Here is an 18,948-nt window from a genome sequence, read left to right on the forward strand (position 1 = left end):
AATTCATCAGTTGGGTGCCCCGAAGTTGACGGTGGCACCATCCGTAGCAATGACGTCATCGCTCATATCGACATCGAACATGCGTACCGGCGCCTGGCCGTTGTAGACAGGGTCGAGCTGCAGCATCCGGCCCATGTAACGCAATGCGCCTTCGCCGAGATAGTTCAGATCACTATCGACGTGATCACGGTTGTAGTTCGGGCTGGTAACGCGGAAGCCGTCGCCGAAGTTCTCCACATAGGCGTCGGTGACCAGGAACGTACCATCGGCAGCCAAGCGGAAGGACTTGTCCAACTGGATCAACTGCACATCCACCGGCCTCAGCGTGGGATTGGTGTTGTCCATGAACACCCGCATCTGCGCAGTGTTCAATGCCATGGTCCGATCGATATGGGCCTGACCGATGCTGGCTCGGGCCGAACTGGTTGCCAGCTGCGCATCCACCGCCTTGAGCTGGTCGATCAACCAGGCATCACGCGGATCAACCTCCACCACCACCTTGCGTGCCACACCATTGTGATAACCCGTCAACGTTGTGGTCAAAGGCCCCTGCCCAGTAGCAGACTGCGCCACCTGCGCCTGGATGCTGCTCGCTGCAAGGTTCAGGCGTGTGTCGACCAAAGCCTGCGAAAGCGAAAGCTGATCGCGGGCGGCCAGACTGCCTGATGCGCCGAGCAGCATGCCACCGCTGAGCGAACCGCCCTGCGCGTCCATGCTCACGGTACTACCTGCTGCCACACGGTCGAACCTGATGCTGCCACCGGAAATGATCGACTGCGCGCCAGCACTTGCACCGCTACCAACTGCCACATCGCCCTGCGACTGCAAGCGCGCGTTGCCGCCTGCTGCATAGCGGCCCCATTGCTGAGTGCCGCCGCTGGTCGCGGTGATGTTCCGCCCTGCTTCCGCCTCGTTCATGGCGATGTCGCCTGCTGCAGCGACCAGCAGCGAACCGCCAGCGTCGACCTGCTCGCCCAGCACGCTGCCTGCGCGCGAGGCCAGGCTGATGTCGTCGCCAGCCTGCAGACTATCGAAAGACAACGTGCCGTTCGAAGCCAACGCAATACCGCAGCCGGCCTGCAGCGAACCCATGCTGATCACACCACCGGCATCTGCATCGAAACCGCAGCCGGTGGTCACCGTATCGGCGTTGATGTCACTGCCCGCCTTCCACACGCCGTCACTGCCAATCTGCGCCACACCCACCTGGATTGACTGGCCTGCATCGAGGTACATCGCGCTACCCGTTACGGCCTTGCTGATTGCGATGTCACCACCTGCCGTGATCGAAAGATTGCGCTTGCCATCGAACGTACCGACGGTGGTATTGCCACCGCTGCTCAGGCTTGCGTTGCCACCTGCATTCAAGCTCGTCGCGATCAGCGTGGTCGCGGCATTTGCGACCAAGGCCTTGCCGATGTTGGCCGTCCCCAGCACCACATCTGCGTGGCCGTCGATATCGGCATTGCCAGTGACGTCGGCCTGGGCGATGGACAGCGAGCCAACCGCATCGGCCGACAGATCACCGCCCACGGTCAGCTGCTGCACGTCCACCGTGCTGCCCGAGGACAGGACTGCATTGCTGCCCGAAGCCAGAGCTCGTGCCGTCAATGCACCACCGGAGGCCGCATCCAGCGCTCCCTGCACCGACAAGCTGTCGATGCTGGTTGCACCCGAGCTGCTCAACACGGCATTGCCGCCGACCGTGCCGGTACCCAAGGCCAGATCACCACCCGTCATGACCAACAGGTTCTGCTTGCCATCGAACGTACCGACCGTGGTGTTGCCACCACTGCTCAGGCTTGCGTTGCCACCTGCATCCAAACTCGTCGCGGTCAGCGTGGTCGCGGCATTGACGGTCAATGCCTTGCCGACGTTGGCCGTGCCCAGCACCACGTCTGCCTGACCGTCGATATCGGCTTTGCCGGTGACGTCGGCCTGGGCGATGGACAGCGTTCCGACTGCATCGGCCGACAGATCACCGCCCGCCGCCAGCTGCTGCACATCCAACGTGCTGCCCGAGGACAGGTCTGCGTTGCCGCCCGAAGCCAGAGCTCGTGCCGTCATTGCACCACCGGAGGCCGCATCCAGCGCTCCCTGCACCGACAAGCTGTCGATGCTGGTTGCACCCGAGCTGCTCAACACGGCATTGCCGCCGACCGTGCCGGTACCCAAGGCCAGATCACCACCTGTCGTGACCGACAGGCTCTGCTTGCCATTGAACGTACCGACCGTGGTGTTGCCACCGCTGCTCAGGCTTGCGTTGCCACCTGCCTTCAAGCTCGCCGCAGTCAGCGTGGTCGCTGCATTGACGGTCAATGCATTGCCGACGCTGGCCGTCCCCAGCACCACATCTGCCTGACCATCGACATCGGCATTGCCGCTTACATCAGCCTGGGCGATGGACAGCGAGCCAACCGCATCGGCCGACAGATCACCACCTACGGTCAGTTGCTGCACATCCAGCGTGTTGCCCGAGGACAGAGCCACATTGCCGCCCGAAGCCAGGACGTGCGCCGTCATTGCACCACCTGAGGCCGCATCCAGCGTTCCCTGCACCGACAAGCTGTCGATGCTGGTTGCACCCGTGCTGCTCAGCGTCGCATCACCACCGACCGTACCGGTGGTCAAGGCCAGATTGCCGCCGGTGGTGACCGAAAGATCGCGCTTGCCATCGAAGCTACCAACCGTGGCGCTGCCACCGCTGCTCACGCTTGCGTTTTCACCTGCATTCAAGCTCGCCGCAGTCAGCGTGGTCGCTGCATTGACGGTCAATGCCTTGCCGACGTTGGCCGTCCCCAGCACCACATCTGCCCGACCATCGACATCGGCATTGCCGCTTACATCAGCCTGGGCGATGGACAGCGAGCCGACCGCATTGGCCGACAGATCACCACCTACGATCAGATGCTGCACATCCAGCGTGTTGTCAGAGGACAGCGCGGTACTCCCGCCCGAAGCCAGCACGTGGGCAGTCATTGCTCCGATCGAGGCCGCATCCAATGTTCCCTGCACCGACAAGCTGTCGATGCTGGTTGCACCAGCACTGCGCAGCACGGCATTGCCGCCGACCGTACCGGTGGTCAAGGCCAGATTGCCGCCGGTGGTTACAGAAAGATCACGCTTGCCATCGAAGCTACCAACCGTGGCGCTGCCACCGCTGCTTAGGGTTGCGTTTCCACCTGCGTTCAAGCTGGTCGCAGTCAGCGTGGTCGCGGCATTGACGGTCAATGCCTTGCCGACGTTGGCCGTCCCCAGCACCACATCTGCCTGGCCGTCGATATCGGCATTGCCGGTGACGTCGGCCTGGGCGACGGACAGCGTTCCGACTGCATCGGCCGAAAGATCACCGCCCACCGTCAGCTGCTGCACATCCAACGTGCTGCCCGAGGACAGGACTGCGTTGCTGCCCGAAGCCAGAGCTCGTGCCGTCATTGCACCAACGGATGCCGTATCCAGTACCCCTTGCACCGACAAGCTGTCGATGCTGGTTGCACCCGTGCTGCTCAACACGGCATTGCCGCCGACCGTGCCGGTACCCAAGGCCAGATCACCACCCGTCATGACCAACAGGTTCTGCTTGCCATCGAACGTACCGATCGTGGTGTTGCCACCGCTGCTTAGGCTTGCGTTACCAATCGTATTCAAGGTCGCTGCAGTCAGCGTGGTCGCGGCATTTGCGACCAATGCCTTGCCGATGTTGGCCGTGCCCAGCACCACATCCGCGTGGCTGTCGATGGCCGCACTGCCGTCCACGCCCGCATCCACGATGGACAGCGTGCCCATCGCTCCAGCAACCAGATCGCCGCCGCTGGCAAGCTGCTGCACATCCAACGTGTCGCCCGCAGACAGTGTCATTCCGCCGCCGGACTGCAATCGGTTGGCATCCAGTGCCGCACCGGCCTTCAACTGCAGGGCCGTGCCGGCCACGGCATCGTTGATATCCACGGCGCCAGCTGCATTGGCGACGATATTCCCGCCCGCCTGGATGTCGCCACCGTGCAACGATGCCGCATCCACACGCACGTCATTCCCGGCCTGCAGACGTCCGAAGCGGACATCCACCGGGCCTGCCAGATCCACGCTACCGGCCTGCGCCTGCACCGTGCCGATCCGCGCGGCACTGACGAACGACAGCTGGGCGTCACCGGTCTGCGTGTCCGCATCGAACATTCCACCGTCCACGCTCAGGCGCCTGCCCGCCTGGCCGATTCCCGTCTGCGCATCCAGCGTCACCTGCACGCCGGCACCCGACAGCAGGTTCACCTGAGCGTCTCCATTGCCGGTGATGTTGCCACCAGAAATCAGGTCGAGAGTGCCTGCACCACTGGCACCGGCCACCTGCAGCTGGCCCAGCGACATGTCTCCCCGTGTCACCGCACCCAACGACTCCGCCGCCTGCATGCGGGCACCAGCCCCCATCGACAGGCTGCCAGCGCGGGCCGTGATGTCATCGCCGATCAACGTTCCTCCAGCACGGAGCTGCAGTGCACCGCCTGCATCCAGCAGGATGGAGGCCGCTTGGACATCGCCGATCTCGACACCGCCGCCGGCAACCAGCGAAGCGTCGCCATTGCGGGACAGCACATCGTCCGCCACGATATCGCCAAGCGCGGACAGACCCACCTCGCGCTCCGATTCCGCCGACCCAATACGCATCCGCCCCTTGGCGTCGGCGTACAAGCTGCCACCGGAGCGCAGCAGCGTGGCAGTCAGGTCAGAGACCGAACCGATCAGCATGTCGTGACCGCTGATCAGCGAACCGATGTTCAGCGCGCTCTTCGGGCTGTTGATGCGGATCTCGCCGCCGGCAGCACCATCCAGGCTACCGCTGTCCAGCTGCAGGTTGAGATAGCGACCATCCAGCGCACGGATATGGTCGCGTGCGCTCAATGCGACGCCGCCCTTCTCCGAACGCAGCGTCACCAGGCTGGAAGACGCGGACAACAGACTGCCATCGACCACGTCGATGCGCATGCGATCACCGGAGTACAGCGAATCGAATACCAGATTCCCGCCGTTTTGGCGGATACCCAAGCTACCACCGGCATTGCCAGAAAGCGTGCCGCCGAGCTTCAGGTTCAACAGTGAGGGCGTAGCCGACACCACGTTCTGGCCGATGTCCCCCTTGGCCTCCAACGCCAGGTTGCCACCCACGTTCAACACGGTACTGGCATTCGCTCCCTTCAGGTCTCCCTCGACGCTGAGCTTGGCGTTGCCGGCCACGTCCAACCCGGCAACCGTCAGGTCATTGGTCGCATGCAGGTAGGCCGCGCCACCGGCCTTCGCCTTCAACTGGCCGCTGGCGGCCACATACAACGGCGAGGTCTGCTTGATGCGGATCGAGGCGACCGGCCCCGCCTTGAGTTCATCGTCGCTCATCGCCCGCAGCTCATCGATGCTGATGACCTGCCCGTTGTGGCCGATCAGCTGCACATCACCCGGCGAGGTGGCCATGGCCAATGCCACGGCTTCCTGCGACGTCAGATTGCCGGCGAAGACCCGCGCATAGTCCACATCCATGCTTCCGGCCAGACGTCCCAGGCTGTCACGCGCGACCAGCTCGACGTTGCGCCCCGAGATGGTCGGCACGGCAACCGTGCCGCCAGCGGACTTCGCCGGCTCCAGCGCACTGGCGCTGATCGCAAACCGCAGCTGATCGTCATCCCACTTCGCACGCGCTGCGAGCTGGCCATAGATGTCCGAGGCCGGATCGAGCGTGAATTTGAATTGGCTGTCGCGGGTCTGGAACGGCGCCTGCGCCGCCCAGTTGGCGCCATACAGCTCGGCGAACTGTGCGCCAATCGCTTCAGACAGACCGGCGATGTAGGCAAGCACCTGTGCGTCGCTCTGCGGGGCGCCAGCGGCCACCGTTGCGCGCGCACGGAAAGCCTCCAGCGCGGTTGCGTCAGGAACGAACACCCCACCAACGAAATCACCGTGGCTCTTGAGGTTCCAATACTCGGCATAGCGGCTCCCTACCTGCCGCTCATAGGTCGCCACGGTATCGGCCACACCGCCGCCATCCAGTTTCAGGCGCGCGCGGATGTCGGCGATCTGGCTGTCGGTCAGCGCGCTGGCATCATCACGCTGCGAGGCATCCAGCAGCGAACCGGAAGCCGCCTCCAGGCGGACGTCACCGGTCTGCGAGACCACCTTGCCCACCCAGAAATCACCATCGACGTCCTTCAGCGATACATCGTTGCGGGCCAGCGCGACGACATTGCCGCCACGCAGGCGATTGTCGGCGCCGACAGTCTCGTGGGCGCCGATCACCAGCGCACCACCGCTGGCCATGCTGCCGATGCTGCCGGTCGTGCTGGTCAGGTTCACGTTGCTGCCAACAATGGACACCGTGTCACCGGCGATGCCGGCGATGTTGCCCGACGCCAGCACGCTGACATCACCATAGCCGGTCTGGCTGCTGCCGGCATCGAGGCGCAGCTTGGCATCGGAATGGATGTCCAGCACGATCGCCCCGCCCTGCGTGGTTCCCCGCAGGGTGCCACCATTGGACAGTGCCGCGTCGATGGCCTGCCCGCCCAAGGTACCGATGCTGCCCTTGGCCTTCAGCACCAGATCCTGCGCGTACAACGTTGCGCGTTCGTTGCCCTGGATGATGCTGCCGTTCCGCGATTCCAGGGTCGTGGTACCGGCCTTGTTGTTGATGGTGCCGTTGAGATACAGGTTGTTGCCGACGCTGACATCCACGCTGCCCTTGTCGCGGCTGACGAAACCGATCGAAATCGGGTTGTCTGCCTTGACGCTGGCGTTGAGGGTCACGTTGCCACGGGTCGGCATATCGTAGGCGTACCAGGTCTCCCAGCCGCCTTTCCCGCCCTCGCGCTTCGGGTTCCAATGCCGCCCACCAGCAGGGTCGGGGAAACCAAAGTTGCAGCCGCTCTGGACCACACCGCAACCATAGCTGACACCGCCGCCGGTGGTGTAGCGTGGATCAAAACTTCCAGAGTAATACCACTCGAAGTCCGGCCTGCCCGCATCAACGTAGTAGTTGCCCGGAGTGGTCGTCCAGCGCTCGGCACCGGAAGCCTCCCCATTGGCGCTATTGAGGAACTTCCAGGTGGTTGCGGTATTGCTGTCCCAGTCGATGTTGCGCCCGACCTTGGCCGACATGGACCAGCTATAGCGCATGCCTGTCTTCGGGTTGTAGGTCGACGTGTTGCCGATCTTGTTGGCCGTCTCCCAGCTCGTACAGGCCGCGCCGCAGATGGCATTGTCATAGGTCGCCGCCGTCTGGCCGGCGCGCTGCACATACCAGATCGTGTAGGGGGCACCATTGCCGCCGCTCTTCAACCGGTCGATGATCTTCACCACACCGTCCTGGCCGGTGGCGACGTTCATGCCGTTCAACTGCACGTCCCGGTCCAGGCCAACGTGCACCTTCACCTGGCCGAAGCCGCTGGTGACGTTGATCTTGCCCTTGTTGGTGGTACTGACGATGCTGCCGTCCAGGGTCACCTTGCCGCCACCGGAGGCATTCACGTCGTCAACGATGAAGCGTTTGCTGCTCGAGTCGTACTTGACCTTGATCTGGTTGGAAGCAACGCCGATGGTGCTCAACAGATAGTTGGGCACGTCATAGATCCCCGGCTTCGCATCGGCTTGTGCCAACCATGCCTGCGACCAGGTGTCATTGTTGATCTTCACCGACCAGTCGATGCCAGCGCCGGCCTCGATCGTGCCGTTGATGTCGATGTACCTGGCACGGATGTTGACTTCGCGCGCTCGAATGGCGCTGTTGTCGTTCGCTATATCGGCATTGTTGGCATAGCTGGCCGAACCACCGCGCGTCCCAACGTAGGCAACGGTCGGGATCTTTACCGAATTTTTGTAGTTGTAAGGGAAGTTCGTGTAATCGGTATAGCCGGGCTGGTTGGTGCCACAGCGCGAACCCCCGACATGCGGCAGGCAGGCGCCATAGATGATGATGGCTGTCCCTGCATCACCATTGTATCCAGGCTGGTGGTACAGCACGTTGTTGAGATCGGCGGTGTTGCTGACGCTGCCACCATACTGGAGGTTGGCGATCAGGCCGGCGACCGAGTCCGCGCTGCTATACGCACCTCCCAGCAACTGCTTCAGGTAATTGGCCCACAGGCCTTCCGCCGACGCCACGCTCTTGTTGCGGGTGGGGTCGTTGAACATGAAGGTGCCGTTGGGCGCCAGCGTATTGAAGCTGGCTGCATACACCGGCCCACTGACGATGGAACCACTCTTGGTCTCGTAGCGGACATCGGCGCCAATGCTGTTGACGATCCCCATCTGCAGGATCGAAGTACCCTTGCCCTGGGCGTAGTTCCCGTAGATGTTGATGTGCGGATTGGCCGTGGAGCTGTTGCGGGAGATCCTGTTGGCGCCATTGGTCACGTTACCCGATACGAGCACGTTTCCACCGGCATAGTCGGGGATGTAGATGTTGCCGAAGGCAAGGTGGTAGGTGGAGTTGTTGATGATGTCCACCGACGGCGCGCCGTGCGCTTCCACCGAGCCGGTGGTGCCAATGTTGATGTTTGTGCCCTTCAGGTAGACATCGGCGCCGGCCGCATAGATGTCGTCCAGCAGCAATACCCGCTCGCCATCGACCACGGTCTCGCCAGGGTTGAAACCACCATCCAGCGCCTTCAGCTCCGCCACGGTGAGGCAGGCATAACCAATACCCAGGTCGGTGCTGCAGTTGAAACCGTTGCCTACGGTGACATTCACGTCGTTGGCGGTACCGGCGACCACCTTGCCATTCACCACCACGTCACCGATGACCGAACCATCGGAGGAGGAGTTGGTGACCGTGACCGGGATGAAGCCCAACTGGTAACCGGTCGCGCGGCCGCTGGCCTGGTGGGCGAAGTAGTCGCCCCACGTCCCCAGGTAGACATCACCCGAGCTGATCAGCGTCGAGCCCGTACCCAACGTCGCACGCATGCGGGCGTTGATGTCGGCCACTGCCTTGACCACCGGAACCGCGATCAGGCCACGCACATAGCCTTCGGCAGATGCATTGACCAGCAGGTTGCTCTCCTGCAGCGCGGTTCCGTCCTTGCCCGCCGACAGATAGGCGTTCTGCAGTGACTGCAGTTTGCCGTTGTTGCCGACGTCGACGGTCTCGGTGACATCCGCATCCACTTCGGAGCGGGCGGTGCCCACCGCTGCCAGGCCCCAGGTGTTGACCAGAGCCTGGCTGTCCAGCGAGCCGGTGGTCGTGGTCCCGAGATTCAGGTAGCCCAGGCTGGCAAGCTGTGCGTTGTTGCCCACCCGCACGGCATTCTCGAACGTGCCCTTCATCCGGGTATCGACCACGGCCAGCTGGATGGCGCCGCCGGTCGCAAGCTGCGCCTTGTCCGTTGCCACCACCTTGGTACGCGCGTTGACATTGATGTTGCCAACGCTGTTCGCGTCAGTGCGCAAGCCGGAGCGCAACATCACGTCGTCGCCAACGCTCGCCGTGGTCTTGCCGACGAGCGTGGTGTCGATCAGCGCCGCGCTACCGTTGAGGACACCGCCCGCGGCAGCCACCACCGCGGGTCCGTTGATCGTGCTCCGGAACAGATTGTCGGCGGTCACCGACAGGTCCTTGCCAGCGAACAGGCGGGCACCGCCACCGAGGTTCGCGTTGACGGTGCTGTTGATGGTGTTCTTGACGACGGAGCCGCTGGCCCCCGCAAGCGCGGCGTTGGTTGAGTCCGCGCTGCCGCCGTAGTTGCCGACGTGGCTCGCTGCCACGGTGACCGAGTCGGCCAGGATGCCCGACGCGCGGCCGGCATTGCTGCCCACCGTCGCATCGACGGACGACTTGCCGTTGGTCGTGGCGGCACTTGCCGCACCCGAGATCAGGCCACCACCACCGGCGAACGTGCTTGCCAGATTGGTGTCGTTGCCATTGGCCAGCACCGACAGGCTACCCATCATCTTCGGGGTCGCACCTGCGGCAGCGGAGGTCGTCGCCCCGAAATTGTTGCCGATGGTTGCCGCCGTGCGGGTATCCGAACTGGCATTGGCCAACGCCGCGCCCAGCGCAAGCCCACCAACGGTGATGCCGGTCGCCTCCGCGTGCTGTTGCGTCGTGCTCTTCGCCACCACCTGGAAATCACCGCGATTGCCGATGACCACACCGTTGCCGACCGTCGCCAGCGTCGCACTATTGTCCGCGGCAGTGGCGCTGGCCGCATTGGCGGCGAAATAGATGCCACCAGCGCCTGCCGTGGCCTTGGCGTAGACGCCGTCGCCTCCAGCCAGGGCACCGCCTCGCGTCGCGGTGACACTCACATCACCGTCGCTGCTGACATTGGCAAGATTCCCCAGCGATGCCTGCAGATTGGCGGTGGACCGCGCATCCACCACCACTGCGCCCACTGCAGCACCTGCAGATACCGTGACCCCAAGGCCGGTGGCATGGACAGTACCATCGGAGCTGGCCGCAATGGTCAACGATGAACCATCGCCCTTCGCGTCCCCGGCATCACCGGTCCCCTTGGTGATGATCGTCGCACCATCGCCCACGCCGGCATTCACGGTACTGGTGTCCTTGGCCAGTACCACCACCGCATTCGCCGCGCCGGCCAGCCCAGCGACTGCACCAATGCCACTGGCCTCGACACCACCGCCGTGCAGCGCATTCAACCCGACGTGTTGGAAACCAGCCAGTGTGGAGCCTGCCCCCACCGTGGCCGATACCGTCGAATTGCGAGTGGCATGCGCGATGACCGCACCCGCCGCCAATGCACCAACCGAGGCACCGGTCGCTTCAACGCTGGCACGATTCTGGTCCGATGCCGAGACATCCAGACGGCCGCCCTGACCGCTGGCATTGTGGTTGCCGGACACCGACGCCGTGGTGGTCTGCCCGAAGTCATTCCACGCGACTGCCGCGCCCAGGCCAACCAGGCCGGCCGCGCCCGCGATTGCCTTTACCGTCGAACTTGGCTGGCCGTTGTCGGCGCCACTCTTGGCTGCCACCTGGATGTTGCCTGCGCGTACGGTACCGTTCTCGATCGCCGCCGAGGTCTGTCCGAACATGCCGCTGTAAGCCACCGCACCACCTGCGCCAAGCGCACCAGCAGCGAGCGCGCCGGCGGTGTTACTGGCCTTCAACTGGCTCTCGGCGTTGACGCCGACGCGGCTCGCCTCGACGTTCGCGCCCTTGATCGCGGCAATCACCTGGTCCTGTTTGCCCCCCAACGTCAACAGGCTGTTGGACGTGGCGCCATTGAGCTGCGCGAGGTGGCTGCTGTCCAGCTTGTCCGCCAACGCCGCATCACCCGTCACGCTGGCATCCAGTTTCTGTCCGGACGCGAGGTTGTCCAGCGCTCCCTTGGTACCGGACACCTCACCCAGCACGTCACCGATATCACCCACGCCGGACAACAGCACCGACGCCGCACCACCGATGCCGGTGCTCATGCCGATGCCTGCCGTGGCGGTGGTCATCGCGATGTCGCGGATGGAAGCCGCGTCGACCTTCACTTCTCCGCCGCTACGAATGCTGCCACCACTGATCGTGGCCGCCACCTTGCTGCCTAGCAGCGTGATGTTGGCCGCGGCTCCCACGCCGGTTCCCAGTCCTCCAGCCACCACACCGCTGTTGGCCTTGATGGCCAGTTCCTCAAGCGCGTCGACATCCACGCCATCGGCGTTGATGCTCGCATCCACGATGGTGGCTTCGGTGGTGTTGGCGATCTGCTGGAACTGGGCCATGCCCGCCACGGCGGCGGCACCGGCCAGCGCACCACTGACCACTGTATTCTCGAAGCGCGTATCGGTATGTGCGGCTACGCCCACGCCACCATCCACGTCGATCACCGTGTTCACACCGGAGCCACCGATGCTCGCGCCGGTGCGCGTCTGCGCCATGTTCACCACCAGCGTGCCGGCCACCGCCGCTCCGCCTGCGGCACCCGCACCGGCGTTGATGTGGCTGTCCACCGTGTTGTTCGCATTCACCACGAGGCTGGCGCCAACGGTCTTGCCGCCGCTCAGCGACGCATCCGTGTTGCTGGAGAACACATTGACCACGCCAGTACCTGCACCGCCGGCCAGGCCGGCCGCCAGGCCGGCAACGGTGGTCTGCACCGCTTGGCTGCCACGGGCATCCACGGCGATGTCGCCACTCGCGGCGATATCCGCATTCTGGATCCGCGCCTTCGTCGTTGTCTGCAGCACCGTGCTTGATGCAGCACCGGAAGCACTGCCGCCGGCGCCCGCCGCGGCACCGATCACCAACGAGCTTGCGCTCACGTCGCTACTGGCCTTGACCTTCACGTCCTGGCTGTCGCTGCCCTGCGCCAAAGCGCTGTAGTAGTCGAACTCGGCAATGTTGTCGGTGCCACCGCCACTCCCCGTACCCGGCGTCGACGTACCGCGCGCAGGCAGCCAGGTTCCCGCCCAGCTGCTGAGGTCATGCTTGTTGATCGCCGCGGAGGTGATGCTTGCCTCGGTCTGGGTACCGATCACGTTCACACCGGCCATCACCGACAGTGTCTGTCCGCTGATCGGCGCGAAGGTGATCGCCTGGCTGACCCCGAGGGTAGTGATGGCCTGGCGTGTTGCCGCATCCACCAGCACGCCCTGACCGCCATTCCATGCCAACGCGCTGACCTTGGTCCCGGCACCATCGATCTGCGCCTGCGTCTTGCCGGTCATCAGGTTGACAACCGTGCCCAGGCCGATACCGGCGGTTGCCCCCACCGCGACGCTGCCGGCCAGCACGTCGATGCCCTGCTGCTGCTTCGCTTGCACGGTCACGTCGCTGTCCGCAATCACATCGGCACCATCGGCGATACGCGCCTTCACCTGGCCCTCCATCAGGTTCACCGCGACCGAACCCGCGCCGCCAACCGCACCGCCGCCGCCGAGGCCGGCGGCAATGGTACGGATATTGGCGCCACCATTGCCGGCTGCGTTGGTTGCTTCCGCCGAGACCTCGACGTTCTTCGCATGCACCTGGTAGCCATTGCCACCGCCGACCAGGCTTGCCGTCGTGCTGCCGCCGATCTGGTTGAACGCGATCGCCGCGCCGACACCCACGCTGCCTGCCACGGCGCCGCCGCCAGCGAGGGAATCGATGCTGCGTCCATCCCTGGCGTGCACGCGGACATCGGCGACATTGCTGTCGAGCCGGGTGTCCTGCAACTGCGCCGAGGTGTCGGAGGTAACGATGTTGGTGGTGACGCTGCCGCCCACCGCCACGCTGCCCGCACCCGCCCCGGAGATCGCGGCGGTGCGGACCAGGTTGGTGGACCCGGCCTCGATATCCAGGCCCGTGGCCTTGTCGAGCCGTGAGCCGGTGACACTTGCCGAGGTGGTGCCACCGATGAGGTTGACGCTGCTGGCAGCTCCCACCGCCACGCTGCCCGCACCGGCCAGGGCACCGGCCAGCGAGTAGGCGGCCCCCTTGGTCCCGGCATTGACCGTGACGTTGCCAACCACGCCATCGCCCTTCAGCTGCAGGCCGTTGATGGTGGCGTCGGTGGTGTTGTTGATCAGATTGGTGCTGTTGCTCGCCGAGATCGCCGCGGTTCCCGCGGCGGCGCCAGCAATCGCCAGGGTCTTGATGGTGGAATCGGCAATCGCGCTCACGTCCAGGTCGCCGGTACTGACCCTGGTGCCACTCACGCCGGCATGGGTGGTATCGGAGATGCTGCCGACATTGATGGCCGCACCGACCGCAGCCGTACCTGCACCAGCAACGGCGCCGGACAGGGTCTGGATCTTCGAAGTGTTCTCCGCGCCGACCGAGATGCTGGCCGCCGTCACCTCTCCACCGATGAGATCGGCGCTGGCCTTGTTGCTGATCGTGCTCCAGGCCACCGAGCCCTGCACGGCGACGTTGCCGGCGGCGCCGGCAGCGATGGCTCCAGACAGTATCTTGGCCTGGTTCTGTGCATCGAGCGTCACGTCACCGCTGGTCACCAGCCCGGCACCGTTCGCGGTCGCGCTGGTCTCGCTGCCGATCTCGTTGATCGTCAGCGCGGCACCCACCGCCACCTTGGAGCCCACCGTCACCGCGCCCGACAGCGAGGCGATGTAGGCCGCATCGCTGGCATCCAGGGTGACAGACCTGCCATCCAGCGTCGTCGTCGTGGCACCGCCGTCGCCGACCAGCGCAGCGGTGGTGTTGCTGATCTGGTTGTACGACGCGCTGCCCACGCCGGCGAACTTGCCGGTGCTGACTCCCAGCCCGGCACTGACCGCAAGGATGTCGGCGTGATCTTCGGCGGTGACGGCGATATCGCCGCCACTGGCACCGGCGGAGTGGCTGATCTTGGCATCGACGATGGATGCCTCATGACGGTTGTTGATGCTGTTGTAGCCGAACGCGACGCCGGCATTGTTGTCGCTGACCTGCACCATGCCGGCCACGGCGATGATCGAGCTGCGGGCCTTGTTGCGCTCCACCGCCGCCACCTTGGTATCGCTGCTGGAGCCGGTATCCGCGTTGGCATCGGCGGTCATGTCGCCGATGGCCGAGCCGCAATAGTCCATGTCCATGGCCGACGAGCAACCGTCGTCGATGGCACTCACGTCGGTGGCACGCACGTCGGTGTCACGCGCGGTACCGGCATAGGTGTCCAGCTTGCCGGAGAACGCGATGTCCGCGCCGCCGGTGATCGTCGCGGTGGTCTGGTTGGCGATCTGGTTGATCACCACCGAACCAGCCAGGCCGATGTTGTTGGCTTCCTTCGAGACACCGCCGGCCGCGGCCGCCGCAATGATCCGCGAGGCATCGGCAGCGATCACCTGCACGTCCCCTGCCTCGCGGATGCTGCCGCCGCTGATCGATGCAGCGGTCTTGTCGGCGATGTCCGCATAGGTCACGGCGATGCCCATCCCGACCTTGCCACCGCTGTACAGCGCGCCGCCGCCGTTGCCGATCTTCGACTCGTTGACCGCCTTCACGCCAACGTTGTAGCCCGCGCCACTGCTGCCCAGGGTGGTTCCCTCCAGGCTCGCGGTCGTGTTGTTCTTCGACATCGCCACCGTCGCCGACACCGCGGCGGCGGCAGCGGTACTCTGGTCGCTGGAGGCATTGACGCCCACCCCCAGGCCCACGTTGACCTGCTCGTTCTTGTTGCGCGCAGTGATGGACACATCACCAGCATGGTCCAGCGCGCTGCCGACCACGCCGGCACGGGTTGTGTTGGCGATATCGCTGTAGGCCACACCACCGGCGATGGCGGCGCTGCCGCTGCTGTTGTCCGAGTTTGCCTTGGTGATCGAGATGGCGCCGCTGATGCTCACCAGCAGGGTCTTGTTCAGCGCATTGACGTCCAGCTTGCTGGCCGTATCCAGCCCATGCACGGTCGCCGAGGTGATGTCCGCCTTTGTGTTCTGGCGGATGCGGTTGATGGTGACACTGCCTGACACCGCGACACCGAACGAGGGCTGGTTGATCGGGCCGGAGTCGCTCTGCGGCGCGTCCTTGCTGCCGAGCAGGCCCTTGGCCTTGTCGAAGTAACCGGAAACCTTGTCGCCCCCCACCTTCTTCAGGCCACCGGCCATCGACTCCAGTCCGGCAACCTTGTCGCTGGCGCGTGCCTTGAGGCTGTCGAAGAAGCCGGGATTCTCTCCGTTCTGCTTGTCCGCCAGCGCCTGCTGCGCCTTCTGGTCCTCTTCCTTCTGCGATTTGCTGCTGACCATGGCGCCGGCGGCGGCTACAGCACCAGCCAAACCTTCGCTGGTCGCGTTCACTGCCAGCGCGTTGGTGGAGATGCTGCCGGAGGCCGCGGCCGAGGTGCCCTGCTTGAAGTCATCCGGGATAGCGCCGACGAAGGCGCGCGCGTCGGTATCCATCTGCTGGTAGGCCACGCTGGCACCAACCGACAGGCTGTCGGTCATCGCCACTGCGCCGGCCACCGACCACACGAACAGCTCCTCGTTCGCCTTCACGTCCACGCTCTTCGCGGTGACTGTTGCCTTGTTGCTGATACCCGCCAACGTATGGCTGTCCAGATCCAGTGCCGATGCGGTGCCGCTGACGCCGATGCTGCCGCCCTGGCCCGACTGCAACGCCAGCGAGACGATTTTTTCCTTGTTGTTCGCAGCCACTTCCAGCGCGTGGCTGTTGATCACGGCGCCGTCGTTGATCAGCGCGGTCGCCGAGTTGTCGTAGTCCATGTAGCCGACGCTTCCGCCCACCGCCGTGCCACCGTTGCCGGCGGACACCCGCTTCAGGGTGAGGCCCAGGTCGCCGGCCGCGTGGATCGCGGTGATCTCGGTGCTGGCCCGCACCACCGCATCCTTGGCGAAACTGCGCGTGATCTGCTTGCCCGCTTCGTCCTTGGCGTCGAGCGCCGCCGTCCAGGCCTTCCCGTCGGCGGCCGTGGTGGTGATGTCTGCATCGCTGGCCACACTGGTGCTGGCGGCGTTCCTGGCGCGGAAATAGCTGACCACGCCGCCCAGTGCAACCGAATCCGCCGAGCCCTTGGCCGACCCGTAGGAGGTGAACAGATCCGAAGGATCGCCGATCAGCTTCTTCGCGGCGGTCAGCGAATCCTTGAATTTGTCGAAGCTGCTGAAGTCCGGCTTCGCTGCCTGCAGTGCACTGAAATCGCGCGGCAGGGTGACATTCGAACCCAGCCCTACATGCGCGCCCTTCAGCGCAGCGCTGCTTCCCACCAGCGTGGAGGCTTCATGCTCCAGGTCGGCGATGGTGATGGCACCGGACAAGGTGAATGCCGAACCGTCATTGCTCTTGCCCTGGCCCTGGATGTTGCTCAGTGCATGGTTGGCGATCTGTGCGTCGATCACCTGGCTGTCCACCACCACGTCACCGCCGGCGGTGATCTTCGCACCACTGCCGATCGTGGCGCTGGCCGTATGGCTGCCACCGACGTAGCTGATCGCGCCCCCCAGGCGGAACGGCGACGGTGTACTCGGCGTGCCGCCACCGGATCCCCCTCCAGGTTGCGATCCGTCGTCGCCGGACGCCTTCTTCTTCGCCGCGGCGATGCCCTTGCCGGCAAAGGACTGCGCCAGTTCCATCAGCTTGTCGCCGCTGGAGCCGGCGTCGTCGCTTTTGTCCTCCTTCTTCTTTTCCTTCGGCGGCGCGTCCACCAGGCTGGTGGTGCTGTTCTTGCTGGTGACACTGGCCGCCTGCACCGTGACGTTGCCGGTCGCATCGACGTCACGCGCCAGGGTCGCGGTGGCGTTGATGTCCTGCAGGCCGACCGCGCCGGCCAGGCCAACCTTGCCGGTTTCATCGGAGTACGCGGTCGCCGAGGTGTCCAGCGATGAGGTGTTGACCGCAGAGACGTTCACGCCACCGGCCTTCAGTACAGTCGCCGAGGCCTCGATGCTGGCAGTGGTGTTCACGTGAACATTGCTGATCGCCGCAGTGAAACCCGCTGCGGTGTTGTTGGTTGCGAACGACTGCGCGGCAACCTTCAACTGGGTATCGGCATCGGCCTTGACCGAGAGCACGCCGTCCGCCTTTACGCCTGCTCCGGAACGGATGATGGCATCGGTGGTGGCGTTGATCTGCGCGTAGGTTGCACCAAGGCTGAGATAGTGGGTTTCCGGCTGCGTCTTGGGGGTGCCATCGGGGTTGTTTACCGGATTGCCCTGGTCATCCAGCACCGGCACGTCCTTCTTCTCGTACGACTTGCCTGCCGCCGAGTTGTCGATCGACTGCACGGTACTGGCGTGCAGCGCGATGTCGCCCTTCTTGCCGGTAGCGCCAGCTGTCGCGGTGAGATCGGCATTGCCGTTGACCACCACCCGGGCGGTGCTGTTTGCACGCAGGAATGCGATCTGTCCACCCAATGCCTTGTCTGCACCAAGCTCGGCGGCGGTCTTCAGCAGGTCGCCAGCGGCACTGATGTCGACCAGGCTGTCCTGAACGTTCTGCAGGATGCCATCCGGCGTGTTGTCCGGGTTTTTATAACCCGAATCCACCTTGGCCAGCGCGGTCAACTCGATGTCATTGGCGACCAGACTGGCGCGCTTGCTGCTGTCGCAGCCAGCTTGCCCGGCTTCACACCCAATGGTGACCGTGGCGGTCGCATCCTTGCTCAGGGCCAGTCCGGTATCGACGATGGCGGCGGCACGCAGCTGGATCTGGCCATTGCCATTGTCCACCAACACGATCTTGGCGTCGTCGCCACCAGTATTCACTGCGACGTCATCACGCTGCAGGTTGAACGCGCCGTTCAAACTCTCGCCCTGCGGCACCTCGACCAGAATGGTGCCGGTCACATCGATCGCACGGGCTTGTACCCGCACACCGTTACTGGCGTTGATCCGCCCGTCGATGCTGACCGCGCCGTCGTTACTGATCTGCTCCGGGGTCAAGGTGCCGGCCATCAAGCGCTTCAACCCACCGCCCTCAGCGAGGATGTCGTCCATTACCTTGCTGGTCGGCGTTGCCACCGTCAACGAACCGACATTCAACACGCCGTTGCTCCCGACCACCATCCCCATCGGGTCGACGAAGAACACCCGGCCGCCGACCTTGTTCGTGCTTTCCAGCAGGCCGTTCAACGTGCCATCGATGTAGATCTTCGAATCCCATACCAGGTTGACCAGATTGTTCACCTGCGTGGAGTTGCCAGCCGTTGGCAATATCAGGTTCACCACTTCGTTCTGGGCAACGCTGAAGTCCTTGAAGGAGTTGAACGCAACGCCGTTCTTGATCGTCTTCGTCGTCACTGTAATGACGCCGCTGGCCGGAGGGCTTACCGTCGTGTCGGTCGTCTTGCCCGCCTCTGTCTGCACCCTGACAACGGAGTTCGCCGCCGTCGCCATCCCGTTGGGCAGTACCAACCCGAGTACCGAACTGATTGCCACCGCCAACCCTGCGGGACGCAGACGACTGTCAGCAGCCAAAGACGTCTTCAGGATTGCTTTGGACGTGGACGATGTATCGGTACGGTTCATGGCAGGCTCCAGGGTGCGCCGCTGCCAGGCGGCAGCACTCAGATAGGCGGATGCGCGACC

Annotated in this window: 1 protein-coding gene; it reads right to left on the reverse strand. The window is 64.4% G+C overall.

Features of this window, described 5'->3' with window-relative positions; genetic code table 11:
* Positions 1–6: 6 nt before the first annotated feature.
* A complete protein-coding gene (locus ACVOL0_RS02320; protein ID WP_481547722.1) occupies positions 7–18,888 on the reverse strand; it encodes a leukotoxin LktA family filamentous adhesin in 18,882 nt (6,293 codons plus the stop codon).
* Between the last annotated feature and the right edge of the window lie 60 nt (positions 18,889–18,948).

This window comes from Stenotrophomonas sp. STEN021, assembly GCF_056760175.1.